Origin of the sequence: Pseudomonas tolaasii NCPPB 2192 (assembly GCF_002813445.1) — a bacterium.
GTDB lineage: Bacteria > Pseudomonadota > Gammaproteobacteria > Pseudomonadales > Pseudomonadaceae > Aquipseudomonas > Aquipseudomonas tolaasii.
The window spans coordinates 1,421,198-1,446,681 of the sequence record NZ_PHHD01000001.1 but is presented as its reverse complement, the minus strand read 5'-3'; the positions used below and the strand labels follow the sequence as shown (position 1 = coordinate 1,446,681).

General features: G+C 60.7%; 19 protein-coding genes and 1 pseudogene. 18 read left to right on the top strand and 2 right to left on the bottom strand.

The genetic code is table 11. The features are described 5' to 3' along the window. The first annotated feature begins 6 nt into the window (after positions 1 to 6). The 18 genes and pseudogenes from ATI14_RS06760 (at position 7) to ATI14_RS06665 (ending at position 17,214) form a co-directional block, all read left to right on the top strand. Complete coding sequence (locus ATI14_RS06760; protein WP_016970689.1) at positions 7 to 804, top strand: ParA family protein; 798 nt, start codon at positions 7 to 9, stop codon at positions 802 to 804. A gap of 9 nt (positions 805 to 813) precedes the next feature. Then, positions 814 to 1,686, top strand: coding sequence for a ParB/RepB/Spo0J family partition protein (locus ATI14_RS06755; RefSeq protein WP_016970690.1), 873 nt, complete (start codon positions 814 to 816; stop codon positions 1,684 to 1,686). Between the two features lie 148 nt (positions 1,687 to 1,834). Then, positions 1,835 to 2,242, top strand: a complete 408-nt coding sequence (locus tag ATI14_RS06750; RefSeq protein ID WP_010565865.1) for a F0F1 ATP synthase subunit I — start codon at positions 1,835 to 1,837, stop codon at positions 2,240 to 2,242. Between the two features lie 16 nt (positions 2,243 to 2,258). Next, positions 2,259 to 3,128, top strand: a complete 870-nt coding sequence (atpB, locus tag ATI14_RS06745) for a F0F1 ATP synthase subunit A (RefSeq protein WP_016970691.1) — start codon at positions 2,259 to 2,261, stop codon at positions 3,126 to 3,128. Positions 3,129 to 3,261: 133 nt separating this feature from the next. Beyond that, positions 3,262 to 3,519 carry a F0F1 ATP synthase subunit C gene (atpE, locus tag ATI14_RS06740; protein ID WP_002555987.1) on the top strand — a complete coding sequence of 86 codons (258 nt, stop codon included), beginning with the start codon at positions 3,262 to 3,264 and terminating at the stop codon, positions 3,517 to 3,519. A gap of 58 nt (positions 3,520 to 3,577) precedes the next feature. Continuing rightward, positions 3,578 to 4,048, top strand: coding sequence for a F0F1 ATP synthase subunit B (locus tag ATI14_RS06735; RefSeq protein WP_016970692.1), 471 nt, complete (start codon positions 3,578 to 3,580; stop codon positions 4,046 to 4,048). A 12-nt stretch (positions 4,049 to 4,060) separates the two neighbouring features. Further along, entirely contained in the window at positions 4,061 to 4,597 is a 537-nt protein-coding gene (locus tag ATI14_RS06730) for a F0F1 ATP synthase subunit delta (RefSeq protein ID WP_016970693.1), read from the top strand. A gap of 21 nt (positions 4,598 to 4,618) precedes the next feature. Continuing rightward, positions 4,619 to 6,163 carry a F0F1 ATP synthase subunit alpha gene (gene atpA / locus ATI14_RS06725; protein ID WP_016970694.1) on the top strand — a complete coding sequence of 515 codons (1,545 nt, stop codon included), beginning with the start codon at positions 4,619 to 4,621 and terminating at the stop codon, positions 6,161 to 6,163. A gap of 50 nt (positions 6,164 to 6,213) precedes the next feature. Further along, positions 6,214 to 7,074 carry a F0F1 ATP synthase subunit gamma gene (atpG, locus tag ATI14_RS06720; protein WP_010207685.1) on the top strand — a complete coding sequence of 287 codons (861 nt, stop codon included), beginning with the start codon at positions 6,214 to 6,216 and terminating at the stop codon, positions 7,072 to 7,074. A 27-nt stretch (positions 7,075 to 7,101) separates the two neighbouring features. After that, positions 7,102 to 8,478: a F0F1 ATP synthase subunit beta gene (atpD, locus tag ATI14_RS06715; RefSeq protein WP_016970695.1), complete on the top strand. Its 1,377-nt coding sequence runs from the start codon at positions 7,102 to 7,104 to the stop codon at positions 8,476 to 8,478. A gap of 44 nt (positions 8,479 to 8,522) precedes the next feature. After that, a complete protein-coding gene (locus ATI14_RS06710) occupies positions 8,523 to 8,939 on the top strand; it encodes a F0F1 ATP synthase subunit epsilon (protein ID WP_003195825.1) in 417 nt (138 codons plus the stop codon). Between the two features lie 123 nt (positions 8,940 to 9,062). Then, complete coding sequence (gene glmU, locus ATI14_RS06700; protein WP_016970696.1) at positions 9,063 to 10,430, top strand: bifunctional UDP-N-acetylglucosamine diphosphorylase/glucosamine-1-phosphate N-acetyltransferase GlmU; 1,368 nt, start codon at positions 9,063 to 9,065, stop codon at positions 10,428 to 10,430. Positions 10,431 to 10,659: 229 nt separating this feature from the next. Next, positions 10,660 to 11,427 carry a DeoR/GlpR family DNA-binding transcription regulator gene (locus ATI14_RS06690; RefSeq protein ID WP_016970697.1) on the top strand — a complete coding sequence of 256 codons (768 nt, stop codon included), beginning with the start codon at positions 10,660 to 10,662 and terminating at the stop codon, positions 11,425 to 11,427. A 10-nt stretch (positions 11,428 to 11,437) separates the two neighbouring features. Further along, entirely contained in the window at positions 11,438 to 13,270 is a 1,833-nt protein-coding gene (glmS, locus tag ATI14_RS06685) for a glutamine--fructose-6-phosphate transaminase (isomerizing) (protein ID WP_016970698.1), read from the top strand. A gap of 6 nt (positions 13,271 to 13,276) precedes the next feature. After that, positions 13,277 to 13,796: pseudogene (locus tag ATI14_RS06680) on the top strand (LysR family transcriptional regulator). A 73-nt stretch (positions 13,797 to 13,869) separates the two neighbouring features. Beyond that, positions 13,870 to 15,378, top strand: a complete 1,509-nt coding sequence (locus ATI14_RS06675) for a class I adenylate-forming enzyme family protein (protein ID WP_016970699.1) — start codon at positions 13,870 to 13,872, stop codon at positions 15,376 to 15,378. Between the two features lie 100 nt (positions 15,379 to 15,478). Then, positions 15,479 to 16,060 carry a LemA family protein gene (locus ATI14_RS06670; RefSeq protein ID WP_016970700.1) on the top strand — a complete coding sequence of 194 codons (582 nt, stop codon included), beginning with the start codon at positions 15,479 to 15,481 and terminating at the stop codon, positions 16,058 to 16,060. Then, on the top strand, positions 16,057 to 17,214 hold the full coding sequence (locus ATI14_RS06665) for a hypothetical protein (RefSeq protein ID WP_016970701.1): 1,158 nt from the start codon (positions 16,057 to 16,059) through the stop codon (positions 17,212 to 17,214). Before ATI14_RS06670 ends, ATI14_RS06665 begins: the two co-directional genes overlap by 4 nt. Before the next feature lie 133 nt (positions 17,215 to 17,347). Here the strand turns inward: ATI14_RS06665 and pbpC are convergent, their stop codons facing one another. Together pbpC and ATI14_RS06655 are read right to left on the bottom strand one after the other, a co-directional pair. Next, the gene (gene pbpC, locus ATI14_RS06660; RefSeq protein ID WP_016970702.1) at positions 17,348 to 19,657 is read right to left on the bottom strand and encodes a penicillin-binding protein 1C; all 2,310 of its coding nucleotides are present in this window, start codon (positions 19,655 to 19,657) and stop codon (positions 17,348 to 17,350) included. Further along, positions 19,638 to 25,445, bottom strand: coding sequence for an alpha-2-macroglobulin (locus ATI14_RS06655; RefSeq protein ID WP_016970703.1), 5,808 nt, complete (start codon positions 25,443 to 25,445; stop codon positions 19,638 to 19,640). The genes pbpC and ATI14_RS06655 overlap by 20 nt, the downstream gene beginning before the upstream one ends. Positions 25,446 to 25,484 lie beyond the last annotated feature (39 nt).

Genomic DNA, 25,484 nt, shown 5'->3' with positions numbered 1-25,484 from the left:
GCAAGAATGGCTAAGGTATTCGCGATAGCGAACCAGAAAGGTGGCGTGGGCAAAACCACCACCTGCATCAACCTCGCAGCATCCCTGGTGGCTACCAAGCGCCGGGTGCTGTTGATCGATCTCGATCCACAGGGCAACGCCACCATGGGTAGCGGTGTGGATAAACACGGCCTGGAAAACTCGGTTTATGACTTGCTGATTGGCGAGTGCGACCTGGCTCAGGCCATGCACTTTTCCGAACACGGTGGTTATCAACTGCTGCCGGCCAACCGCGATCTGACCGCGGCGGAAGTGGTGCTGCTGGAAATGCAGATGAAAGAAAGCCGTCTGCGCAGCGCCTTGGCGCCGATCCGCGAGAACTACGATTACATTTTGATCGATTGCCCACCGTCTCTGTCGATGCTGACATTGAACGCGCTGGTGGCGGCCGATGGCGTGATTATTCCCATGCAGTGCGAGTACTACGCACTGGAAGGGTTGAGCGACCTTGTGGATAACATCAAGCGTATCGCCGAATTGTTGAACCCGAACCTGCAAATCGAAGGTTTGCTGCGCACCATGTTCGATCCGCGCCTGAGTTTGATGAACGATGTGTCGGCGCAGCTCAAGGAACACTTTGGTGATCAGCTCTACGACACCGTGATCCCGCGCAACATCCGTTTGGCCGAAGCCCCGAGCTACGGCATGCCGGCCCTGGCCTACGACAAACAATCCCGTGGTGCCATTGCCTACCTGGCGTTGGCCGGCGAGATGGTTCGTCGCCAGCGCCGCAATTCACGCACCGCTGCAGCCCAGCCAACTTAAGGAAACCCCATGGCCGTCAAGAAACGAGGTCTCGGACGTGGACTGGATGCACTGCTGAGTGGTCCGACCGTCACATCGCTTGAAGAACAAGCGGTGCAGGCCGACGAGCGCGAGCTGCAGCACCTGCCGCTGGACCTGATCCAGCGCGGCAAATATCAGCCACGCCGGGACATGGACCCCCAGGCGCTGGAAGAACTGGCCAACTCGATCAAGGCTCAAGGCGTGATGCAGCCGATTGTGGTCCGCCCCATCGGTGGTGGGCGCTTTGAGATCATCGCCGGCGAACGTCGCTGGCGCGCGAGCCAGCAGGCGGGCAAGGAAACCATCCCGGCGATGGTGCGCGATGTGCCGGATGAAACGGCCATTGCCATGGCGCTGATCGAAAACATCCAGCGTGAAGACCTCAACCCGATCGAAGAAGCGATTGCGTTGCAGCGTTTGCAGCAGGAATTCCAGCTCACCCAGCAACAAGTGGCCGAGGCTGTGGGTAAATCCCGCGTGACCGTGTCCAACTTGCTGCGCCTGATCGCGTTGCCGGAAGTCATCAAGACCATGTTGTCCCATGGCGACCTGGAAATGGGCCACGCCCGTGCATTGCTCGGTTTGCCGGAAAATCAACAGGTTGAGGGGGCGCGACACGTTGTCGCACGCGGCCTCACCGTTCGTCAGACCGAGGCTCTGGTTCGCCAGTGGCTCAGCGGCAAACCTGCACCGGTCGAAACAGCCAAACCTGATCCTGATATTGCGCGGCTCGAGCAGCGCCTGGCCGAGCGGCTGGGCTCTGCGGTGCAAATTCGCCACGGGAAGAAAGGCAAAGGGCAATTGGTCATCGGATATAACTCGCTCGATGAGCTTCAGGGCGTCCTTGCCCACATCCGCTGAAACATTTGCTTATGTAGCGCGCGATCGGAAAACACTACCCGACAGTTGAATAGGGGCTTAACCGCCCCTATACTCTGCGCGCATTTTGTCGGCACAAATTATGCCAAGTTATTGATTTCCGGCAGCCGACCATTGAGGAGCAAGAGTGATGGAAACCCGCACGCCAAACACGTTGCCGTTCCATCGCTTGGCCGTTTTTCCGGTTTTATTGGCTCAATTTGTCATTTTGCTGATCGCCGCATTGGCGCTTTGGTATTGGCATGGAGTCGTTGCCGGATATTCAGGACTTTGCGGAGGCCTGATAGCCTTGCTGCCCAATATGTATTTTGCTCACAGGGCCTTTCGGTTTTCCGGCGCCCGAGCAGCCCAGGCTATCGTCCGGTCATTTTATGCCGGCGAGGCGGGGAAACTGATTTTGACGGCAGTGCTGTTTGCACTGACCTTTGCAGGTGTGAAGCCATTGGCGCCGCTGGCTGTATTCGGCGTCTTCGTGTTGACCCAACTGGTCAGCTGGTTCGCTCCCCTGCTAATGAAAACAAGACTTTCGAAACCTTAGGGCGTTTGAGGCAACCATGGCAGAAACAACCGCTTCGGGCTATATCCAGCACCACTTGCAGAACCTGACCTTCGGTCAGCTTCCCAACGGCGGCTGGGGCTTCGCCCACTCCGCAGCAGAAGCAAAGGAAATGGGCTTTTGGGCTTTCCACCTGGATACTCTGGGCTGGTCGGTCGCACTGGGCCTGATCTTTGTCCTGATCTTCCGCATGGCGGCAAAGAAGGCAACTTCCGGTCAGCCAGGTGCTTTGCAGAACTTCGTTGAAGTATTGGTCGAATTCGTCGATGGCAGCGTGAAAGACAGCTTCCATGGCCGTAGCCCGGTGATTGCACCGCTGGCACTGACCATCTTCGTCTGGGTGTTCCTGATGAACGCCGTCGACCTGATCCCGGTCGACTGGATTCCTCAACTGGCCATCCTGATCTCCGGCGATCACCACATTCCATTCCGTGCGGTTTCCACCACGGACCCTAACGCCACCCTGGGCATGGCCCTGTCGGTGTTCGCGTTGATCATTTTCTACAGCATCAAGGTCAAGGGCATCGGCGGCTTCATCGGCGAACTGACCCTGCACCCGTTCGGCAGCAAGAACATCTTCGTTCAAGCCCTGCTGATTCCGGTGAACTTCCTGCTGGAGTTCGTGACCCTGGTCGCCAAGCCGATCTCCCTGGCCCTGCGACTGTTCGGCAACATGTATGCCGGCGAGCTGGTGTTCATCCTGATCGCTGTGATGTTCGGCAGCGGCCTGCTCTGGCTTAGCGGCCTGGGCGTAGTTCTGCAGTGGGCGTGGGCTGTGTTCCACATCCTGATCATCACCCTGCAGGCCTTCATCTTCATGATGCTGACCATCGTCTACCTGTCGATGGCGCACGAAGAGAACCATTAAGACCAGTCTCGACTAGTCTGATGTCCTTCCCGGTGAAACGGGAAGGTGGCCCAACAGGGCTATGAAACGATTTGTTTTACCGCTTTAAAATCTAAAAAACCTAAACCATACGACGTAAAAGTCGGGAGGAAAGATGGAAACTGTAGTTGGTCTAACCGCTATCGCTGTTGCACTGTTGATCGGCCTGGGCGCCCTGGGTACTGCCATTGGTTTCGGCCTGCTGGGCGGCAAATTCCTGGAAGGCGCAGCGCGTCAGCCAGAAATGGTTCCAATGCTGCAAGTTAAAATGTTCATCGTCGCCGGCCTGCTCGACGCCGTGACCATGATCGGCGTTGGTATCGCTCTGTTCTTCACCTTCGCGAACCCTTTCGTTGGTCAACTCGCTGGCTAATCACTCGAATTTTTCGAGTTGATTGGGGTGATGGACAACGAATGAGCGAGGTGTTGGCGTGAACATTAATGCAACCCTGATTGGCCAATCCGTTGCGTTCTTCATTTTTGTAGTGTTTTGCATGAAGTTCGTGTGGCCTCCGGTCATCGCGGCTTTGCACGAACGTCAGAAGAAGATCGCGGACGGTTTGGACGCTGCCACCCGTGCAGCTCGCGACCTGGAGTTGGCCCAAGAGAAAGCGGGTCATCAACTGCGCGAAGCTAAGGCACAGGCAGCTGAAATCATTGAGCAAGCCAAGAAACGCGGTAACCAGATCGTCGAAGAGGCTGTTGATAAAGCCCGCGTCGAAGCTGACCGTGTGAAGGCTTCGGCTCATGCCGAGATCGAACAGGAACTGAACGGCGTCAAAGACGCGCTGCGTGCCCAACTGGGTGCTCTGGCGGTCGGCGGTGCCGAGAAGATCCTCGGTGCCACAATCGATCAAAACGCGCACGCGGAGCTGGTTAACAAACTGGCTGCTGAAATTTAAGCGAGGGCGATCATGGCAGAACTGACCACGTTGGCCCGACCTTACGCCAAGGCAGCCTTCGAGCACGCCCAGGCCCACCAGCAGCTGGCCTCTTGGTCAGCCATGCTCGGCCTGGCAGCAGCGGTGTCGCAAGACGACACCATGCAGCGCGTGCTCAAGGCCCCGCGCCTGACGAGCGCAGACAAGGCCGCCACTTTTATTGAAGTGTGCGGCGACAAGTTTGATGTGAAGGCACAGAACTTCATCAATGTCGTTGCCGAAAACGACCGTCTCCCGCTGTTGCCGGAGATCGCCGCTCTGTTCGACCTGTACAAGGCCGAAGAAGAGAAGTCGGTAGACGTTGAAGTGACCAGTGCTTTTGCATTGAACCAAGAACAGCAAGACAAACTCGCCAAGGTTCTCAGTGCACGACTCAATCGGGAAGTGCGCCTGCAAGCTTCGGAGGACGCATCCCTGATTGGTGGTGTTGTTATCCGTGCCGGCGACCTGGTTATCGATGGCTCGATTCGCGGAAAAATCGCGAAACTTGCCGAAGCATTGAAATCTTGAGTTTGAAGGGGCAGCAGAGCAATGCAGCAACTCAATCCTTCCGAAATAAGTGAAATTATCAAGGGCCGCATCGACAAGCTCGATGTGACCTCCCAAGCCCGTAACGAAGGCACTGTCGTCAGCGTATCTGACGGCATCGTGCGGATTCACGGTCTGGCCGACGTCATGTACGGCGAGATGATCGAGTTTCCGGGCGGCGTCTACGGTATGGCCCTCAACCTGGAGCAAGACTCCGTAGGTGCCGTTGTATTGGGCGCGTACACCAGTCTGGCTGAAGGCATGAGCGCCAAGTGCACAGGCCGCATTCTGGAAGTTCCGGTTGGTAAGGAACTGCTGGGTCGCGTTGTCGACGCACTGGGTAACCCTGTTGACGGTAAAGGTCCACTGGGCAACACCGAGACCGACGCGGTCGAGAAAGTTGCTCCAGGCGTGATCTGGCGTAAGTCGGTAGACCAGCCTGTACAGACTGGCTACAAAGCTGTCGATGCCATGATCCCGGTCGGCCGTGGCCAGCGTGAGCTGATCATCGGTGACCGTCAGATCGGTAAAACCGCTCTGGCGATCGACGCGATCATCAACCAGAAAGACAGCGGCATTTTCTGCGTCTACGTAGCCATCGGTCAGAAGCAATCGACCATCGCCAACGTGGTTCGCAAGCTGGAAGAAAACGGCGCCCTGGCCAACACGATCATCGTGGCTGCCAGTGCTTCGGAGTCTCCTGCGCTGCAATTCCTGGCACCGTACTCCGGTTGCACCATGGGCGAATACTTCCGCGACCGCGGTGAAGATGCGCTGATCGTTTATGACGATCTGTCCAAGCAAGCAGTGGCTTACCGCCAGATTTCCCTGCTGCTGCGCCGTCCACCAGGCCGTGAAGCTTACCCGGGCGACGTGTTCTATCTCCACTCCCGTCTGCTGGAGCGCGCATCCCGCGTATCCGAAGAGTACGTAGAGAAGTTCACCAACGGCGCAGTGACCGGCAAAACCGGTTCCCTGACCGCACTGCCGATCATCGAAACCCAGGCTGGCGACGTTTCCGCGTTCGTTCCGACCAACGTGATTTCCATCACCGACGGTCAGATCTTCCTGGAATCGGCCATGTTCAACTCGGGCATCCGCCCTGCAGTGAACGCCGGTGTTTCGGTATCCCGTGTGGGTGGTGCCGCTCAGACCAAGATCATCAAGAAGCTCTCCGGTGGTATCCGTACCGCTCTGGCTCAGTACCGTGAACTGGCGGCATTCGCCCAGTTCGCTTCTGACCTGGACGAAGCCACCCGTAAGCAACTTGAGCATGGTCAGCGCGTTACCGAGCTGATGAAGCAGAAGCAATACGCCCCTATGTCGATCGCTGACATGGCGTTGTCGCTGTATGCCGCTGAGCGTGGGTTCCTGACTGACGTCGAAATCACCAAGGTCGGCAGCTTCGAACAAGCGCTGATTGCTTACTTCAACCGCGATCACGCCGACTTGTTGGCCAAGATCAACGTGAAGGGTGACTTCAATGACGAAATCGACGCTGGCATGAAAGCCGGTATCGAGAAGTTCAAGGCCACCCAAACCTGGTAAGCCGCAGCGGGAGCCGCAAGGCTCCCGCTTGCTAACCTGATAGGTGTTACATGGCAGGCGCAAAAGAGATTCGCAGTAAGATTGCGAGCATCAAAAGCACGCAAAAAATTACCAGCGCCATGGAAAAAGTGGCGGTCAGCAAAATGCGCAAGGCACAAATGCGCATGGCTGCTAGCCGTCCTTATGCGGAGCGTATCCGCCAGGTAATTGGGCATTTGGCCAACGCCAACCCGGAATACCGCCACCCGTTCATGATCGACCGCGAAGTTAAGCGTGTGGGTTATGTGGTAGTGAGCAGTGACCGTGGTTTGTGCGGTGGTTTGAATACCAACCTGTTCAAGGCCCTGGTCAAGGACATGGCGGTAAACCGCGAAAAGGGCGTCGAGATCGATCTGTGTGTTGTTGGTAGCAAGGGTGCGGCCTTTTTCCGCAACTTCGGCGGTAACGTCGTTGCAGCTATCAGCCACCTGGGTGAAGAGCCGTCGATCAATGATTTGATCGGCAGTGTGAAGGTGATGCTGGATGCGTACCTGGAAGGCCGGATTGACCGCCTCTCCGTGGTATCCAACAAGTTCATCAACACCATGACCCAGCAGCCAACCGTGGAGCAATTGATTCCACTGGTGGCGACTCCGGATCAGGAACTCAAGCACCACTGGGACTACCTCTACGAACCAGACGCCAAAGAGCTGCTTGACGGCTTGATGGTGCGCTACGTGGAGTCGCAGGTGTACCAGGCGGTGGTCGAGAACAACGCAGCTGAACAAGCGGCGCGGATGATCGCGATGAAAAACGCTACCGATAACGCCGGTGATCTGATCAGCGATTTGCAGCTGATCTACAACAAGGCGCGTCAGGCTGCGATCACCCAAGAGATCTCGGAAATCGTCGGCGGCGCTGCCGCGGTTTAACGGTTCAAATATTCAGAGGATCCAGCTATGAGTAGCGGACGTATCGTTCAAATCATCGGCGCCGTTATCGACGTGGAATTTCCACGCGACAGCGTACCGAGCATCTACAACGCGCTGAAAGTACAAGGCGCGGAAACTACTCTGGAAGTTCAGCAGCAGCTGGGCGACGGCGTAGTTCGTACCATTGCGATGGGTTCCACCGAAGGCTTGAAGCGCGGTCTGGACGTTGTCGACTCTGGCGCAGCCATCTCCGTACCGGTCGGTAAAGCGACCCTGGGCCGGATCATGGACGTACTGGGCAACCCGATCGACGAAGCTGGCCCGATTGCCACCGAAGAGCGCTGGGGTATTCACCGCGCAGCACCTTCGTTCGCCGAGCAAGCGGGCGGCAACGACCTGCTGGAAACCGGCATCAAGGTTATCGACCTGGTTTGCCCGTTTGCCAAGGGCGGTAAAGTCGGTCTGTTCGGTGGTGCCGGTGTAGGCAAGACCGTAAACATGATGGAACTGATCCGTAACATCGCCATCGAGCACAGCGGTTATTCCGTGTTCGCCGGTGTGGGCGAGCGTACCCGTGAGGGTAACGACTTCTACCACGAGATGAAGGACTCCAACGTTCTGGACAAAGTGGCACTGGTTTACGGTCAGATGAACGAGCCGCCGGGAAACCGTCTGCGCGTAGCACTGACTGGCCTGACCATGGCCGAGAAGTTCCGTGACGAAGGTAACGACGTTCTGCTGTTCGTCGACAACATCTACCGTTACACCCTGGCCGGTACTGAAGTATCTGCACTGCTGGGCCGTATGCCTTCGGCAGTAGGTTACCAGCCGACCCTGGCCGAAGAGATGGGCGTTCTGCAAGAACGTATCACTTCGACCAAAGAAGGTTCGATCACTTCGATCCAAGCGGTATACGTACCTGCGGATGACTTGACTGACCCGTCGCCTGCGACCACCTTCGCCCACTTGGACGCCACCGTCGTACTGTCCCGTGACATCGCTTCCCTGGGTATCTACCCGGCGGTCGATCCACTGGACTCGACTTCGCGCCAGCTGGACCCGAACGTGATCGGCCAGGAGCACTACGACACCGCTCGCGGCGTTCAGTACGTGCTGCAGCGTTACAAGGAACTGAAGGACATCATTGCGATCCTGGGTATGGACGAGCTGTCGGAAGCCGACAAGCAGTTGGTAAACCGTGCTCGTAAGATCCAGCGTTTCTTGTCGCAGCCGTTCTTCGTGGCTGAAGTCTTCACCGGTGCCTCGGGTAAATACGTTTCCCTGAAAGACACCATTGCTGGCTTCAAAGGCATCCTCAACGGTGACTACGACCACCTGCCAGAACAAGCGTTCTACATGGTCGGCGGCATCGAAGAAGCGATCGAGAAAGCCAAGAAACTGTAATCCAGGCGCCCGGAAACGGGCGCTCATCAGGTTGAGGCAATCAGATGGCTATGACAGTCCATTGCGATATCGTCAGCGCGGAAGGAGAAATCTTCTCCGGTCTGGTCGAGTTCGTGACAGCGCACGGTGACTTGGGTGATCTTGGTATTGCCATGGGTCACGCACCGCTGATCACCAGCTTGAAGCCAGGTCCGATCACTCTGACCAAGCAAGGCGGGGAGCGTGAGGTGTTTTACATCTCCGGTGGTTTCCTCGAGGTTCAGCCGAACATGGTCAAGGTACTTGCCGACACCGTGCAACGTGCTGGCGACCTGGATGAAGCCTCCGCTCAGGAAGCCGTCAAGGCTGCCGAGAAGGCCCTGAACGAAAAGGGTGCGGACTTCGACTACAGCGCTGCTGCTGTACGTCTGGCCGAGGCTGCAGCGCAGCTGCGCACGCTCCAGCAGATCCGCAAGAAGTAAGCGGCCATGCCGTCACGCTTCATGCGCGATTGATTAAAAAGGGTAGCCTCGGCTACCCTTTTTCTTTTTTTGCAAAACACTTCTTTGGTCTGAAGCCGGACCGCCCAGCATTGGTAGCCAGTCATGTCTCTCGAAATCGTCATTCTCGCCGCAGGTCAAGGCACTCGCATGCGTTCAGCCCTGCCCAAGGTGCTGCACCCGGTCGCGGGCAACTCCATGCTTGGTCATGTTATCCACAGCGCCCGCCAACTGGACCCGCAACGCATCCACGTAGTGATCGGCCACGGGGCCGATGCCGTTCGTGAACGACTGGCGGCTGATGACTTGAATTTCGTATTGCAGGACAAACAACTGGGCACCGGCCACGCCACCGCGCAGGCCGTGCCATTTATCAGCGCCGACACCGTGCTGATTCTCTACGGCGATGTGCCGCTGATTGAAGTGGAAACCCTGCAGCGCCTGCTCAAGCATGTGGTACCTGGCCAGATGTGCCTGCTTACCGTTGAGCTGGACGACCCCACCGGCTATGGGCGCATCGTGCGCGACGCCGATGGCAAGGTTGCAGCCATCGTCGAGCACAAGGACGCCAGTGAAGCCCAGCGCGCCATCACCGAAGGCAACACCGGTATCCTCGCCGTGCCTGCCAGCAAGCTCGCCGACTGGATGGGCCGCTTGTCCAACAACAACGCCCAGGGCGAGTACTACCTCACCGACGTCATCGAGATGGCCGTGAGTGATGGCCTGCTGGTCGCCACCGAGCAACCTCACGACCCGATGGAAGTGCAGGGCGCCAACGACCGCAAGCAACTCGCTGAACTGGAGCGTCATTACCAGCTGCGCGAAGGCCGCCGCCTGATGGCACAAGGCGTGACCCTGCGCGATCCGGCGCGTTTTGACGTGCGCGGTGAAGTCACCGTAGGCCGCGACGTGCTGATCGACATCAACGTGATCCTCGAAGGCCGCGTGATCATCGAAGACGACGTGGTGATCGGCCCGAACTGCGTGATCAAGGACAGCACCCTGCGCAAAGGCGTTGTGGTCAAGGCCAACAGCCACCTCGAAGGCGCCGTGATGGGCGAGGGCAGCGATGCGGGTCCGTTTGCACGCCTGCGCCCCGGCAGCGTGCTGGGCGCCCGCGCCCATGTGGGTAATTTCGTCGAACTGAAAAATGCAAACCTGGGTGAGGGCGCCAAGGCAGGTCACCTGACCTACCTGGGCGATGCGGTTATCGGCGCGCGCACCAACATCGGCGCCGGCACCATCACCTGCAACTACGATGGTGCCAACAAGCACGTTACCGTGCTGGGCGAGGATGTGTTCATCGGCTCCAACAACTCGTTGGTCGCTCCGGTCAAGGTTGGCGATGGCGCAACCACGGCGGCAGGTTCCACCATCAATCAGGATGTGGATAACTTGCAACTCGGCGTGGCCCGTGCCCGCCAGCGCAACATCGACGGCTGGAAACGCCCGGTGAAAATCAAAAAGAGCTGAGTTATCCACAGCTCTAGGGTCTAGTGCGGTTCCCTGTGGGAGCTGGCTTGCCTGCGAAAGCGGAGTGTCAGACGACATCAATGTTGGATGTCAGACCGCCATCGCAGGCAAGCCAGCTCCCACATTGGGTTTGTGATGCCGCAAAAAATTTGCTCACCCCGCTTGACGATCTTTCGCCAATAGGTTTTGATTGCCTTCGTTATCTTTCGAAACGAAACTTATCATCACCATGTCGAAACGAAATACCCCCCAACGGCGCCACAACATTCTGACCTTGCTCACCGAACAGGGCGAAGTCAGCGTGGACGAATTGGCCAAACGTTTCGAAACCTCGGAAGTGACGATCCGCAAGGATCTGGCTGCTTTAGAGAGTAATGGCCTGTTGCTGCGTCGTTACGGCGGTGCAATCACCATGCCCCAGGAACTGGTCGGCGATGCCGCCCAACCCATCTCGGCCTACAAGCGCGCTATTGCCCGTGCGGCCGTGATGCGTTTGCGCGAACACGCACGCATCATCATCGACAGTGGCAGCACCACCGCCGCGATGATCCCCGAGCTGGGCCACCAGCCCGGCCTGGTGGTGATGACCAACTCCCTGCACGTTGCCCGTGCCTTGAGCGAACTGGAACACGAGCCGGTGCTGTTGATGACCGGCGGCACCTGGGACCCGCATTCCGATTCATTTCAGGGCCAGGTCGCCGAGCAGGTGCTGCGTTCCTACGACTTCGACCAACTGTTTATCGGTGCCGATGGCATCGACCTGGAACGCGGTACTACCACCTTCAACGAATTGCTCGGCCTCAGCCGGGTAATGGCCGAGGTCGCCCGCGAAGTCGTGGTGATGGTCGAGTCCGACAAGATCGGCCGCAAGATTCCCAACCTGGAACTGCCCTGGAGCAGCGTCCATACCCTTATCACCGATGATCGCCTGCCGCTTGAGGCCCGCGACCAGATCCAAGCCCGCGGCATTACGCTGATATGCGCGGCAGTCATCTAGGAGAAACACCATGTGTGGAATTGTTGGCGCAGTCGCTGAACGTAACGTCACCGCCATTTTGCTCGAAGGCCTCAAACGCCTGGAATACCGTGGCTACGACAGCGCCGGTGTGGCGGTCTTCACCAACGCCGGCAAGCTGGAGCGCATGCGCCGCCCGGGCAAGGTCAGTGAGCTGGAACAAGCCCTGAACGGCGAGCCCCTGGTCGGCCGTCTGGGCATTGCCCACACCCGCTGGGCCACCCACGGCGCGCCGTGCGAGCGCAACGCCCACCCGCATTTCTCCGGCGACCTGGCCGTGGTGCACAACGGCATCATCGAAAACCACGAAGTGCTGCGCGAACAACTCAAGGGCCAAGGTTACGTGTTCACCTCGGACACCGACACCGAAGTCATCGCGCACCTGCTGAACCACAAGCTCAAGGACCTGGGCGATCTGACCGTCGCACTCAAAGCCACCGTCAAGGAATTGCACGGCGCCTACGGCCTGGCCGTGGTCAGCGCCAGCCAGCCTGACCGTGTGGTGGCTGCGCGCAGTGGCAGCCCACTCGTGATTGGCCTGGGCCTGGGCGAAAACTTCCTCGCCTCCGACCAACTGGCCCTGCGCCAGGTCACTGACCGCTTCATGTACCTGGAAGAAGGCGATATCGCCGACATCCGCCGTGAAAGCGTGCAAATCTGGGACGTCAACGGCAACACCGTAGAACGTGAAGCCGTGCAATACCGCGACGGTGCCGAAGCGGCTGACAAGGGTGAATTCCGCCACTTCATGCTCAAGGAAATCCACGAGCAGCCGTCCGTGGTGCAGCGCACCCTGGAAGGCCGCCTGAGCCAGAACCAGGTGCTGGTCAACGCCTTCGGCCCGCAAGCCGCCGAGCTGTTCGCCAACGTGCGCAACGTGCAGATCGTCGCCTGCGGCACCAGCTACCACGCCGGTATGGTTGCCCGTTACTGGCTGGAAGAACTGGCCGGCATCCCGTGCCAGGTCGAAGTCGCCAGCGAGTTCCGCTATCGCAAAGTGGTGGTGCAGCCGGACACCCTGTTCGTGACCATCTCCCAGTCGGGCGAAACCGCCGACACCCTGGCAGCCCTGCGCAATGCCAAGGAGTTGGGCTACCTCGGCAGCCTGGCCATCTGCAACGTGAGCATCAGCTCGCTGGTGCGCGAATCCGACCTGACCCTGCTGACCCAGGCCGGTCGTGAAATCGGCGTGGCTTCCACCAAAGCCTTCACTACCCAGCTCGTCAGCCTGCTGTTGCTGACCCTCTCCCTGGGCCAGGTGCGCGGCACCCTCGCCGAAGGCGTCGAAGCCACTCTGGTCGAAGAACTGCGTCGTCTGCCCACCCGTTTGGGCGAAGCCCTGGCCATGGACGGCACCGTGGAAAAAGTCGCCGAACTGTTTGCCGACAAGAACCACACCCTGTTCCTCGGCCGTGGCGCGCAATACCCGGTGGCGATGGAAGGCTCGCTCAAACTCAAGGAAATCTCCTATATCCACGCCGAAGCCTACCCGGCGGGTGAGCTGAAGCACGGCCCATTGGCGCTGGTAGATGACGACATGCCAGTGGTTACCGTGGCGCCGAACAACGAACTGCTGGAGAAGCTCAAGTCCAACCTGCAGGAAGTGCGCGCCCGTGGCGGCCAACTGATCGTGTTCGCCGACGAAAAGGCCGGCATGACCAACGGTGAAGGCACTCACGTTATCAACATGCCGCACATCCACGACACCCTGTCGCCGATCCTCTACACCATCCCGCTGCAACTGCTGTCGTACTACGTTGCCGTGCTCAAGGGCACTGACGTCGACCAGCCGCGCAACCTGGCGAAATCGGTGACGGTGGAGTAAATCGCCATGAATCGGTTGGCTACCATGGAAGCTTTGGTGCGCGTCATCGAAACCGGTTCGTTTTCCGGCGCGGCACGCCAGCTTCACGTGGGCCAGCCGGCGATTTCCAAATCCATCGCCCAGCTGGAAGAGCGGCTGGGCGTGCGCCTATTTCAAAGCGGCCGGTGAACCGCTGCTCCCCGCCGACCTCACTTCCCATCAAGCCGTGGTCTACGACCAACAGGGCGGTGGTGCGGTGTGGGCATTCCAACAGGGATCGGGAAAAACCAACGTCACCCTGCGCGGGCGGCTGCGCATCAGTGCTGCCGAAGGTATTCGCGAGGCCGTGCTGGATGACTGGCACTTGCCGTCCATCGCCCTGTGGGCCGTATTCCCCACTGGCCGCCAGGCCAGCGCCAAAGCGCGCGCGTTTGTTGCGTTCGTCGAGTCGCGGATGGCGCAGGCTCGATTAAGCCGTTGCCTGATTGATGTCATTAGCCTGATCAGGCTCGCCACAATTTTGCATAAACGAAGCTTCACGAAATAAATCGGCCCTTCCAGGTGTTCCCTTGGGACAGCGCGCAACCGCGCGGGTAGTTCTAGCCCCCTGGAAGACGATCATGCTGACCTGTTTCGAACCTGCTCAAGCCCCAGCCCCTTCGCAAACCCCGCTGCACGCGCTGTTTCAGCACGCTGCCGAACGGCCCAATGCCATCGCCCTGATTGCCGACGGTGACGTCTGGTCCTATCACCGCCTGGCCAATGAAGTGGTGCGGCTGAGCAACGGGTTCAAACACGCAGGCGTCGAGCCTGGCGATCGCATTGTCATGCTGGTGCGCACTTCGCCGCTGTACGCGGTGTTCCTGTTCGCTGCGATGATGAGCGGGGCGATCATGGTGCCGCTCAAGACCGAATTCACTGCCCGTGAACTCGACGAGTTCCTCGGCTGGCTGCGGCCGAAGCTGTTTATTCACGAAGCGGACCTGCAACCGGTCATCTCCCAAATGGACGCCGAGGTGCTTGGCCGTACCCGCACATTCTCGAGCACAAATTGGGAATCGCTGTTGGGCGAAGGCACGCGTCAAACCGGGCACGTGCCCGCCGACATCGATTCAACCTGCCTGCTGCTGGCGACGTCCGGCACCACGGGCATGCCCAAGCTGGTGGCCTATAACCAACGCGCGATTTCCCACGTGGCCGGTGCCCTTGAGGCATGGAAGCTCGACGCCGGCTCCTGCACCATCGGCAGTACGCCCGTCGCCCATGTCTCCGGCTCGTTCGTTTTGATGGCGACGATTATCAAAGGCTGCCGCGAGGTGATGTTCAGCCGGTTTGACGCCGACAAGCTCCTCGACGCCATTGAGCAAGAGGGCGGCAGCATGCTGTTTGTCGCGCCTTTCATCTGCCAGCCGTTGGTGGACGCGCAACGTAAACGCCCGCGCGACCTCAGTTCGCTGCAAGTCTGCGGCATCGGCGGCGACGCCTGCCGGCCGCCGGTGGCCGAAACCTTCCAAAGCACCTTTGACTTCGGTCTGAACAACACCTATGGCTTGACCGAGTGCCTGGGCAGCATGGCCTTCGGTTCGGCCTGGGACACCCTCACCGCCGTGCCCGGGCGCGCACGCCTGGTGGATGCCGACGGCGCCGTGGTTGCGCAAGGCCAGGTGGGCGAACTGCAGATGTGCGGCCCGAACCTTAGCCTCGGCTACTGGACCGGACCCGGCGACATCATCAGCCACAGCCGGGATGGCTGGTTTTCCTCCGGCGACCTGATGTTTCAAGAGCCCAATGGTGAGTACCGCTTTGTTGGCCGCTGCAAGGACCAGATCGTCAGCTTCACCGACAAAATTTCCCCGGTGGAAGTGGAAAACCAGCTGATCCTGCACCCGGCTGTCGCCGATGCCGCCGTCGCAGGCGCACCGGATAGCGCAGGTGGGCAGCGCGTGGTGGTGCTGGTCAAGCGAGTGCCGGATGCAACCGCGACGGCGGATGAAATTCTCGCCTGGCTACGCGAACGTCTGGCGCCGTTCAAGCTGCCGCAGCGAATCGTGCTGAGCGATGTCATCCCGCGCAACGCACTGGGAAAAGTAGACCGCAATGAGGTGGTGCGAATCGTATCGTTGAATTAACGACCTCTTGTCGAAACTGTGGGCCACTGCCGGACGCGGAGCCCGGCTTTACCCCTAGAATGCCTCCCTGTGGATAACTTCAGCCAGGGACGCCCTCACCATGAACATAGAACTGCTTATCGCCGGCATCGTCGTGCTGATCATTGTTGTCGGCCTGGTCGGCTGGATGGTCGGCGTGTACAACGGGCTGGTAATGCGGCGCAACGATGTGGATAAAGCCTTCGCCAACATTGATGTGCTGCTCAAGCAACGCGCGGATCAGATCCCCGACTTGATGCGCGTGGTGCAAACCGCCATGAACCATGAGCACGCGTTGTTCACGCGCCTGAGTGATGCGCGCACGCAATACCTCAACGCCAGCAGCCTTAACGACAAGGTCGAGGCGTCCAACCAGCTGAATGCGGCGCTCAAATCGGTAATTGCGGTGGCGGAGGGTTACCCCACGCTGATCTCCGGGCCAAACATGGTTGAGTTGCAGCAAGCCATCTCGGCTGTCGAGGAACGCATCGCCGACCGGCGGGAGTTCTTCAACGAATCGGTGAACCTCTACAACATCGCCATCGCCGTGTTCCCCGACCTGTTTTTCGCGCGGATGCTCGGTTATCAGCGCATTCCGTTGCTGGCGATGAGCGCCGAAGAAACCCGCTACGACGGTGTAAAGCTTGAGGTGCCGGGCGCATGAAAACCACCCAGGCGGGCGTTGTGGTGAAAAAGCCGAAGTGGAAGATCCTGCTGGGGCTGGTGTTTCTGGCAGGTTTTATCGGCGCGATGATCTACGCACCGATGACGGTGGTGGCGCTGTTTTTCCCGGTGTTCGTTCTTGTGTGCCTGCTGACCCGCTTCGGCCCCAGCTTCTACAAGACCGAACAACGCCTCGCCACCAGCCAGATACGCTCGCTGGCCATGGGCCTGGTGGAAGTGCGGGGCAACGTGATCGTGGACCAGCCGCTGCGCTCGCCGGTGCACGGCAAGCCTTGCGCCGGTTATGTATGGATCACCGAAGAAGGTGAGAAGGACGACGACGGGCGCTGGAGCTGGAGCCGGGTCAAGGGCGAAGCGCGCTGCAATGATTTCCGCTTGCAGGACGCCACAGGCGAAATCAGCGTGCTCGCCGAGGGCATTGACCTGTTTGGCAATAAATCACCCGACGACTATGAGCTCATTGGCAGCTCACGGCGCCACGGCGAAATTCTGCTGGTTCAGGGTCTGGACGTGATGCTGATCGGCGAAGCCTGCGAGCGCGACGGCCACACCGTGATCGCTCAAGGCAAGCACCCAAAAGCCGTGTTTGGCGTGGCACTCACCGAGGATGTGGAAAACCGCCGCGTGTTGGCGCCGCTGTGGCGCGCCGGTGGCTTTTATGGCGCGATTGTGGGGCTGCTCGGAGTCGGCGTGATGGCCATGACCCCGGCACATTTTGCGCAACTGCATTTACCGGGCCCCGACACTTATCCACAGATGGCCGAACAGGGCCCGGTGTATCAACTGCTCGCCTGGCTGTACCGCGAAGGTGGTTTTCCGATTCCGTTCATGGCGGCTTTCGGCTTCATGCTGACGATTTTCATGGTGCTGATCTGGACCCGGTTGTTGCTGCCCAAGGGGATGCGCCTGGCCGTGGGGCGGGTATTGGGCGCGTGGGCAGGGTTGGGGGCGGTCATCGGCGGGGTCGTGACCTTGCTGCTGTTTGTTGCCCATGTGGACGCGTTGAAGCAATTTTTGATCTGGATGCTGATTCTGCTCGGCACCCTGGTGTTTTCGCTGTTTGAGCAACGCAAGATGGGCGTGGCCTATCAACATTTTGCCAAGCGCGTGAGCAATAGGGCAGACACTCGGTAAGCCCGCGATAGAACAGCAAAACCCTTGTGGCGAGCGGGCTTGTCCCGCGTTGGACTGCGCAGCAGTCCCCTTGTTGGGGTCGCTGCGCAACCCAACGCGGGACAAGCCCGCTCGCCACAATGAGGGTGCTCGTCTAGGGCACAAATTCCACTTTCAACCCGCGGCTGGCGCTGCGCCCCTGATCATCGCTGACCCGCAGCCGGTATTCTCCCGACTTGCCCGGCCGCCAGTTCAGGGTGGTTTGTGGCGGGCCCTGGCCGATCAGGGTCTGGTCGGCAAACCAGTACAGCGTGGCGGCATCGCTGGCGGCGTTGGCACTCAATGGAATGCTTTCCTGAGGTTGGGACAGGCGCAGCTGATAGCTCACTTGCGTCAATGGTGAGCGGATTTGCGGTGCCTCGCTGCGGTCGCTGATGCGGTTGGGCTGGCAATTTTTCATCACGTTGGGCGGCGTGCGGCGCGGCAGGCCGGCGGCGCGGTACAGGCGCTGCACATCGCTGGGCCAGAATTCGAAGACCTCTTCACGGGTGTATTGCGCCTCAAACGGTGGGCACGCCGCCTTGCCGGTGCGGGTGTCGATCAGCACCGGGCGGTGCAGGTTGGACACGCGAATCGGCGACACGCCGGGGATGTACCAGGTTTTGCGGGTTTGCGGGCACCAGCGGTTGGGCAATTCGCCGGAGGCGGCGCACACGTCAATGCGCACCAGCCCGGCGGGCGGTTTGTCGGGCTTGAGCAGCACATTCGGCAAAGCCAGGGGCAGGGCGTCGGCAATCCGGAAAAACAGCGGCGCGGCGGTTTTGGCGCCGATAAACGCCGGGTTCGGCCGACCATCGAAATTGCCCACCCACACCACCAGCACATACGGCCCGACCAGGCCTGCACTCCACGCATCGTGGAACCCCCACGAGGTGCCGGTTTTCCACGCCGTGCGCCAGTGGCGGCCAGGCAAACCGTCGGGGCGCGGGTTGCGTCGCAGCATGTCGCGCACCATAAACGCGGCTTGCGGCGTAAGCAGTTGCGCGCCGGTGGACGGCGGCTGTTCCTGCACATAGCGCAAGGGCCGCAAATGCCCATCACCGGCCAGCATCAGGTACAGTCGCGCCAGTTCCTCCGGCGTCATCTCACCACCGCCGAGGGCCAGGGCCAGGCCGTAATGGCTTTCGTCGCGCAGGCCCTTGATGCCGGCGCGCTGCAACAGGCCATATAAAGACGGTGATTTCACCTGGCTGGCCAGCCACACCGCCGGGATATTGCGGCTACGGATCAACGCGTCCCGCGCCGTCAGCGGCCCGACAAAACTGCCGTCGAAATTTTCCGGCTGGAAGTAGCCGAAGTTACTGGGCAGATCCTTGAGGATGCTCATGGGGTGGATCACGCCTTGATCCAGCGCCAGCCCATACAAAAACGGCTTGAGGGTGGAGCCCGGCGAGCGCCGCGACAACACGCCATTGACTTGGCCGTGAAGGTTTGTGGATAAGTAATCCGCCGAGCCCACCAGTGCTTTCACGCTCTGGTCGCGGCTGTCTATCAGGATCGCCGTGGCGTTTTCCACGCCGGTGCTGCGCCGCTCGGCGATAAAACCGGTGATCAGGCGCTCCAGCAGTTGCTGCAACGGCACATTCAACGTGCTGTTGATTTCATTGCCGGGCTGAGAGGCCAACAGTTGCTCGCTCAGGTGCGGGGCCAGAAACGGAATTTGTTGGCGGTTACGCGCTTCAAGGGGCAAATCCAGCAAACTGTCGTTGCGCGGGTCTTGTGGATAAGTCTCGCGCCAGTCCGCCATCAAGCGCAGCCGCGCGTTTTGCAGCGACGGCCCGAAACGCGCGCGACGCCCCGGCTGCTGCGGAATCACCGCCAGCGCCAAAGCCTCGGACAACGACAGTTGCGCCGCCGACTTGCCGAAATAAATGCGGCTGGCCGCCTCGGCGCCTTCGATATTGCCGCCCATGGGCGCCAGGTTCAGGTAGGCCTGAAGAATGTCGTGCTTGCTGTAACGCGCCTCCAGCCACAGCGCCAACCCTATCTGCTGCAGCTTGCCCGGCACTTGGCGGGTGTTCAGGTCCCACAGGCGCCGCGCCAGTTGCATGCTCAAGGTCGAGCCACCCTGGCGCTGGCCACCGCTGTAAGTGGCCATGGCCGCGCGCAGCAACGCCGGAGGATTGATCCCCGGGTGCCAGTAGAAATTGCGGTCTTCCTTGAGCAACAAGGCTTCAACCAGTGAAGGTGAGATCCGTTCAAGCGGTAGCCAGAGGCGGTATTGGCCGTCATCCGCGAGGGTCATGCGCAGCAACGAACCGTCGTCGGCCAGTACCACCCGCGAGGAGGTCACCGCTTGCTCCAGCGGGGCATGCGGCCACAGCCGCAGCCCCGCCAGCCCTCCCACAAAGAGCCCCGCCGCAACCAGCAGCGGCGTCAGGCGTTTAAGGCTTGGTAATTTCAAGCTGGCCTACTTTGCCGCGCCCTTGCAGGGTGGTTTCGTACATGCCCTCGGCGTAGGCCGGTGGCGTGTTGAAGGTGCCTGCGTTGGTGGCGCGCACGCGGTAAACGAAAGTGCCTGCGTCGCGCAGCGCAGTGCCGTACAACACCACCCGATCATCGCGCACGTCCACGTAGTCCGGCTGCCAGTTGCTCAGCTCGGTCTCGCCGATGGGGGCCTGCCAGGCGTCGGCCTCTTCCCCGTCAGCGGTTTCCACGTACTCGGAATCCTCGCCTTCACTGTCCTCGGTGCTCGCGGCTTCCGGCTCTGGCGGCAAGTTATACACAGGCTCGACGCCGCCCGGCAGCAGGTCGACCACCGCCACTTGCTGCACTTGATCACGGTCGGTGGCGCGCAGGCGCAGACGCACCAGGAACTCATCGCCCACCGCGACTTTGCTCACAGGCTCGCCCTTGAGGTCGAGGTATTCGTGGATGATCTCCAGGCCATTGTTGATCGCCTTGAGCTTGGCGCCCTTGTCGAACCCGGCTTCGCTGAGCATGTAGAACGCGGCGGGGCCGTCGGTTTTTTCCATCACCAGCTTCTGCGTGGCGCCCGGCACGGCGGCGCGCGGCGGTTGACCGGCCATTTCGAGCAATTGCTGCTGTTTGTCACCCAGCCAGGCGGTGGCTTTGAGGGTCATGTCGCTTTGGGCGCGCTGGCCGTAGTTGTCCAGAGCGCGCAACAGCAGGGCCGCCGACAGCGAGTTGTAGCGCTGCTCGTTGAGGCGCTTGCCGAGTTTATCCAGCAGGGCGCTCGGTACGTCGTCCAGCAGCTCGGGGAAGTGCCGCGCGAGCAGGTGCAGGTGCTCGGCGTCGTGCACCAGCGGGTCGTAATACAGGCCGTCGCTGTCCCACTTATCCACAAGGGCGCGCCATGGGATTTTGCGGAACAGCGCGTCCGCCTGGCGATCCTGCTTGAGCAGCTTGTAGCTGGCCGCCAGGTACGCGGCGCCCAGGTCGTTCTGCCAGCTGTCTTTAAAGTAGCTCTCGTAGCGCTCGCGGATATCGCTCAAGGCACCGCTCACCAGAATCCCCTGACGGCTCAGCAGGTAGCTGGCGTACGCGCGGTTGCGCAATTCCGACAAACCTTCGCTCGGGCCATTGGCCAAGTCGGTCAGGTACGCGTTGGAACGCGTCAACAGGTCTTCCGGCACCGGCAGCCCGCGCTCCTTGGCTTCGATCAGGAAATCCGTGGCATACAGGCTGGCGTAAGGCGCCACATCCGGGTTGGCCGCCCACAAGCCAAAGCCACCGGCCCCGTTCTGGCGCTGGCGCAACATGCGCACGGCACTGCTGAAGGCCTGCTCGGCTTCGGGCGCGTTGCCGCCCCAGATCAACGCCGGCATGGCCTTGGACACCAACTGCTCGGTGCAGGCATAGCCGTAGTCGTCCAGGTAATGCTTGAGGCCGTTGGCCCACACCAGCGGCGAGGCCGCGACGCCCAATTGCACGTCGCGCAGTTGGCTGAACAGTTCGCGGGTTGGTTTCAGCTCTTTGCTGGCGCTGTCGAAACGGCCCAGGCTCAAGGCCACGCGGTGCTCGCTCAGTGGGCGGATCGAGGTGGTTTCGGCCACCTGAATGCGCTTGCCGTCGGGCAATACGGCGACAAACCGCAGGTCGGCCGAGCCGAGGGTGTTGCCGACCTTGACCTTGAACTCGGCCGTGCCTTCCTTGCGCGGTTGGAGCGACAAAGTGCTGCCCTTGTCGCCCTGCACGATCAGCCCGGCGCTGGTCTGCACTTCAAACTTCACGTCGGCGGCGGCGTCGAGGTTGCTGAACACCCCGGCGCTGACGCTGAACACATCCCCCGGCGCCACGAAGGCCGGCACGTTTGGCGTGATCACAATCGGCCCGCGCACTTCAGTGTTGGCTTCGCTCACGCCCACGCTGTCGGCATCCACCGCCACCGCAAACAGGTGCAGCTTGCCGTTGAAGCTGTCCGGCACCTGGTAATGCAGCACGGTTTCACCCGCGGGCAAGTCGACCAACCCGGACCACCAGGCCACCGGCGGCTGGTGTTTACGCTTGAACGGGTTGAGGTGGTTGGCCAGGGCGCCTTCCGTATCGCCACCGGGCGCCGCCCCACTGAGCAAGCGGCTGAATTCCGGCAGGATCAGGTCAAGAATCTGACTGGTGCCAACTTCCAGCGCACGCTTTTGGAAGAAGAAACCCAACGGGTCCGGCGTCTGGTAACGCGCTACTTGCAGGATGCCTTCGTCCACCGCGTACACCACGGCGCGGCCCGGGCGGTCGGCGGTGACCTTGATGTCCAGTGTCTGGCCCGGCTCGATCTTCGCCGGGCCTTCAACTTTCAACGCCATGCGCCGCGCATCGAGGTTGATGCTGAACGGCACCACGCCATAAGACAGCGGGCTCATGTATACCTCGGCCGAGCCCATATCGCGCACAAACTGCACGTTGACGTAGGCATTGCCTTCAAGCCCCGCCGGCACGCGGATGTGCTGCACGCTGTTGGTGCTGTCGGCCTTGAACCATTGCTGGGTGTAGACCTTGTCACGCTCGATGGTGATCAAACCGGCGCCGGTGTAAGGCGCGCGAATGCTGATCGCAATGTCGTCGCCCGTGGCGTAGCTGCGTTTATCCAGGCGCAATTGCAACTCGGCGTTACGTTCCAGCGAGCGCGAGGTGTTGCCACGCCCGGCCACGCTGTAGTCGATCTGGTTGAGCAGGTTGCCGTTGGCGTCTTTCAGTTGCAGGGTGAAGTCCCCCGGCGCGCCGGTGTTCAGCGCCTGTTTGGCGCCCTCTTTGGTCATGACCAGCGGCGAAGCCGGTTGGCTGATGTTTTTGATGCGCGACTCATATTTGTAGGTGCCGTTGGACTGTTTCACCAGCACCGACACATAACGATGCTCAACCACCTCCGTGGTCAGGCCGTCCACCGCCACAGGCGAAAGGTCCGGCGCGACGGCCAGCCATTGCACCTGACGCGGGGCATCCTTGGCGACGTACGACAGCGAATCCTGACTTTTCACACCGACCAGGTAAGGCGCGGACGACACCAGCAAGGCACTTTGCGCCGCCACATTGCGCCCGCCGTCGGCTTCGAACACCTGGGTCATCACCTGCAGGCGATAGGTGCTGTTGGCGAAACGTTGCAGGTTAAGGTCGAGCGTGGCCTGGCCGTTGTCATCCACAGTGGTTTCGGCCAGGTCTTCGGTGGTGGCGTCTTCCAGGGAGTCGTTGAGGCGGAAACGGTAATCCGGGTAGCGCTCGAATGCTGCGAGCGTTGGGCTCAGGGACATTTTTGCGGTCACGCGGCGGCCGGACGCCGGGGCGCCAAACAAGTGCATGGCGGTGACTTTGGCCACCACCTGGTCCGGTGGAATCCAGCCTTGAACGGGCGTGTCGTGCAGGCTGAGGCTGACTTTCATGCGGTCCGGCTCAAAGTCGCGGACCTTGAAGCTGACACTACCCAGGTCGGTACGGGTTTGTTTCTCGCCGATCAGTTGCAGCGTTGCGGTGTAGTCCCCGGCCGGGGCGACCTCGCTGCTGGGGAAATCAAAGGTTTCAAAACCGCTGGCCGACAGCTTGAGCGGTTGGCGGATCACTTCCAGGCCACGCGGGTCGGTGATTTGCAGCTCCACCGGCACGCCTTGCAGGGCGCCTTTCCAGTTGCCGCTGCGCACAATCATGCCCAGGTGCGCGGTTTCGCCGGGGCGATACAGGCCGCGGTCGGTAAACAGGTACGCGCTGAGGCGATCAATCGCGCCGTCTTCTTCCAGACCGCCTACATCAAAGCGCGAAAAATCCAGCTGTTGGGAGCGACGGGCAATCGGCAGGAACGACTGGTCATTGCCGCGTGTGACCACGTACATCAGCGGGGTTTTCTCACGGCGCAGTTCATCCAGCTTGGCGAAGTGCGCGTGGCCTTCGGCGTCGGTACGCCCGCTGCTGACCGGTAAACCATTGCGGCCAATGATGTCGACCTGGGCGTCGGCCACCGGCGAGCCGTTGCCGATGGACTGCACATACACATCATGGCTGCCATCGCTGGAACGCTTGGCGATGATGCCCAGGTCCGTCACCACGATGAAACGCAGGTCGCTGGTGCTGCTGCGGTCGTACTCGAAAGTGCGCTCGGCCGGGTCATCCTGCGGGCTGAGCTTGAGCACGAAAATGCCGCGCCGGCCGCCGTTGGCGGTGAGGTAGTGGCTCAAGTCCACGTTGTCGTAGACGGTTTTCGCCGGGTCATTGGACGACAGCGGAACATCCAGGGACTGGCGCTCGACCATGCGATCGAAATATTCATTGCCGAAGTTGGGCCGTGCGAAGCTGCCGCTGCTTTGGTCTACCAAATGTTGCAACTGGTTGGGCAGCAGGCGCGCAATTTCCACATGGGCACCGGGCACGCCACGAGCCATGAAGCCCAGACGTTTTTCGCCATTGAGGCTGAGCAACGCGCCGTCAGACAGGAACTGCAAGGTGCGCGGATACGCCGGCATGCTGATCAGCGACGCCGTAGGGTTTTTCGCCAAATAGCCGCCGATGGCTTCCAGGTTCGCCGGCACACGCACGTACAACGCGCGACCAGCCGGCGCCTTGAACTTGAAGGCGTGCTGGGTGTTCAGCGGTTCGACGCTGGGCACGTGGGTCAGGCTAACCTTGGTGCTGCGGGCGAGCAGGGCGTCGTCGATGTCGTTGCTGGTGTAAGGGCGCGTGTCATCCGGGGCTTTTTCCGGCAGCAGCCAGGCCTGCACCTTACCGGCGATGGTCTCATCGGCGACAGCGCTGGAGCTGCTGAACAACAGCACCGGCTCCGGCTCGCCGCGCTCGTTGTCGGCAAAGCTCACTTCGGCTGCGGTGAAGGTCAGGCGATAACGGCCGGGCACGGTGACTTCCGCCACCAGCGGCGCGGTGCTGGCGTTGCCGCCGTCACGGGCCTTGATGCCCTCGTCGAGTTTGGCGCTGACCGGCGTGCTTTCCAGCGGCGTGGCCAGGGCGGCGGAGCGCACGTAGGCGTTGAGCTTTTTCTCGTCGAAGGTGATTTCGGGGTGGTTTGGCAGTTGCGCATCGCGGTAAGCCAGGCCTTTGCCGAGGGTTACGGTGACGCGTTTGCGCAGGTTGTCTTCATCCACCGGGTGGGAAAAATGGAAGGTCGCCACCAGCTGTTTCAGCGTCGGGTTGGACGGGTCTTGATACAGCTCGTTTTGCGCCAGGGTGGCGCGGAACGGCTGGGTGGAAAACTGGCTGCTGTACTGGCCGAGCAATACGCCGTCGGCGAGCAGGTTTTTCTTCGCGAGGTCCAGGGTGTAATGGGCGTCGATGGGCCAGTCTTTTTCCGGCACGAACTGCAAGGTGCGGTCATCGGACCAGCGCCAAGCCCCGGCCACGCCTGGTTTGAGGGTGATGCCCTCGGTCACCGGCTTGCCAATCGCGGCCAGCGGGGCCACCGATTCGGCGAAACGTACCTGTAAGTTATCCACAACCGGCGGTTGTTGGGTGTAGTCGGTCAGGTTCGGTTTGTGCAGCGAGTAGCCCACGGTGTGGGGCTGCGGCAGGTGGGAATACCATTGCCAGCCGTAGAAGGCAGCGGCGGCCAGCAGTATCAGGCCCAGCACGCCGGCACCCGCCTGGCGCGGATAAGCGCGCGCCTTGCGCCCCGTGTTTGTGAGGCCACGGCCGATGGCGCGCAGCCAGGACGGCGGTTGCCATTGGCCGAAGACGGCCCTCACCACAGTCAATAACGCACCGACAATACGGCGGCTGATCGCCTTCAACGAATCGAACATGGTGAGCATCCCTGGCTAAGTGCGGCGTATCTTACACGC

Excerpts from the sequence above, each read along its gene's own strand:
- ATI14_RS06760 (WP_016970689.1), top strand. The coding sequence starts at position 7 with ATGGCTAAGGTATTCGCGATAGCGAACCAGAAAGGTGGCGTGGGCAAA.
- ATI14_RS06755 (WP_016970690.1), top strand. The coding sequence starts at position 814 with ATGGCCGTCAAGAAACGAGGTCTCGGACGTGGACTGGATGCACTGCTG.
- ATI14_RS06750 (WP_010565865.1), top strand. The coding sequence starts at position 1,835 with ATGGAAACCCGCACGCCAAACACGTTGCCGTTCCATCGCTTGGCCGTT.
- atpB (WP_016970691.1), top strand. The coding sequence starts at position 2,259 with ATGGCAGAAACAACCGCTTCGGGCTATATCCAGCACCACTTGCAGAAC.
- atpE (WP_002555987.1), top strand. The coding sequence starts at position 3,262 with ATGGAAACTGTAGTTGGTCTAACCGCTATCGCTGTTGCACTGTTGATC.
- ATI14_RS06730 (WP_016970693.1), top strand. The coding sequence starts at position 4,061 with ATGGCAGAACTGACCACGTTGGCCCGACCTTACGCCAAGGCAGCCTTC.
- atpA (WP_016970694.1), top strand. The coding sequence starts at position 4,619 with ATGCAGCAACTCAATCCTTCCGAAATAAGTGAAATTATCAAGGGCCGC.
- atpG (WP_010207685.1), top strand. The coding sequence starts at position 6,214 with ATGGCAGGCGCAAAAGAGATTCGCAGTAAGATTGCGAGCATCAAAAGC.
- atpD (WP_016970695.1), top strand. The coding sequence starts at position 7,102 with ATGAGTAGCGGACGTATCGTTCAAATCATCGGCGCCGTTATCGACGTG.
- ATI14_RS06710 (WP_003195825.1), top strand. The coding sequence starts at position 8,523 with ATGGCTATGACAGTCCATTGCGATATCGTCAGCGCGGAAGGAGAAATC.
- glmU (WP_016970696.1), top strand. The coding sequence starts at position 9,063 with ATGTCTCTCGAAATCGTCATTCTCGCCGCAGGTCAAGGCACTCGCATG.
- ATI14_RS06690 (WP_016970697.1), top strand. The coding sequence starts at position 10,660 with ATGTCGAAACGAAATACCCCCCAACGGCGCCACAACATTCTGACCTTG.
- glmS (WP_016970698.1), top strand. The coding sequence starts at position 11,438 with ATGTGTGGAATTGTTGGCGCAGTCGCTGAACGTAACGTCACCGCCATT.
- ATI14_RS06675 (WP_016970699.1), top strand. The coding sequence starts at position 13,870 with ATGCTGACCTGTTTCGAACCTGCTCAAGCCCCAGCCCCTTCGCAAACC.
- ATI14_RS06670 (WP_016970700.1), top strand. The coding sequence starts at position 15,479 with ATGAACATAGAACTGCTTATCGCCGGCATCGTCGTGCTGATCATTGTT.
- ATI14_RS06665 (WP_016970701.1), top strand. The coding sequence starts at position 16,057 with ATGAAAACCACCCAGGCGGGCGTTGTGGTGAAAAAGCCGAAGTGGAAG.
- ATI14_RS06655 (WP_016970703.1), bottom strand. The coding sequence starts at position 25,445 with ATGTTCGATTCGTTGAAGGCGATCAGCCGCCGTATTGTCGGTGCGTTA.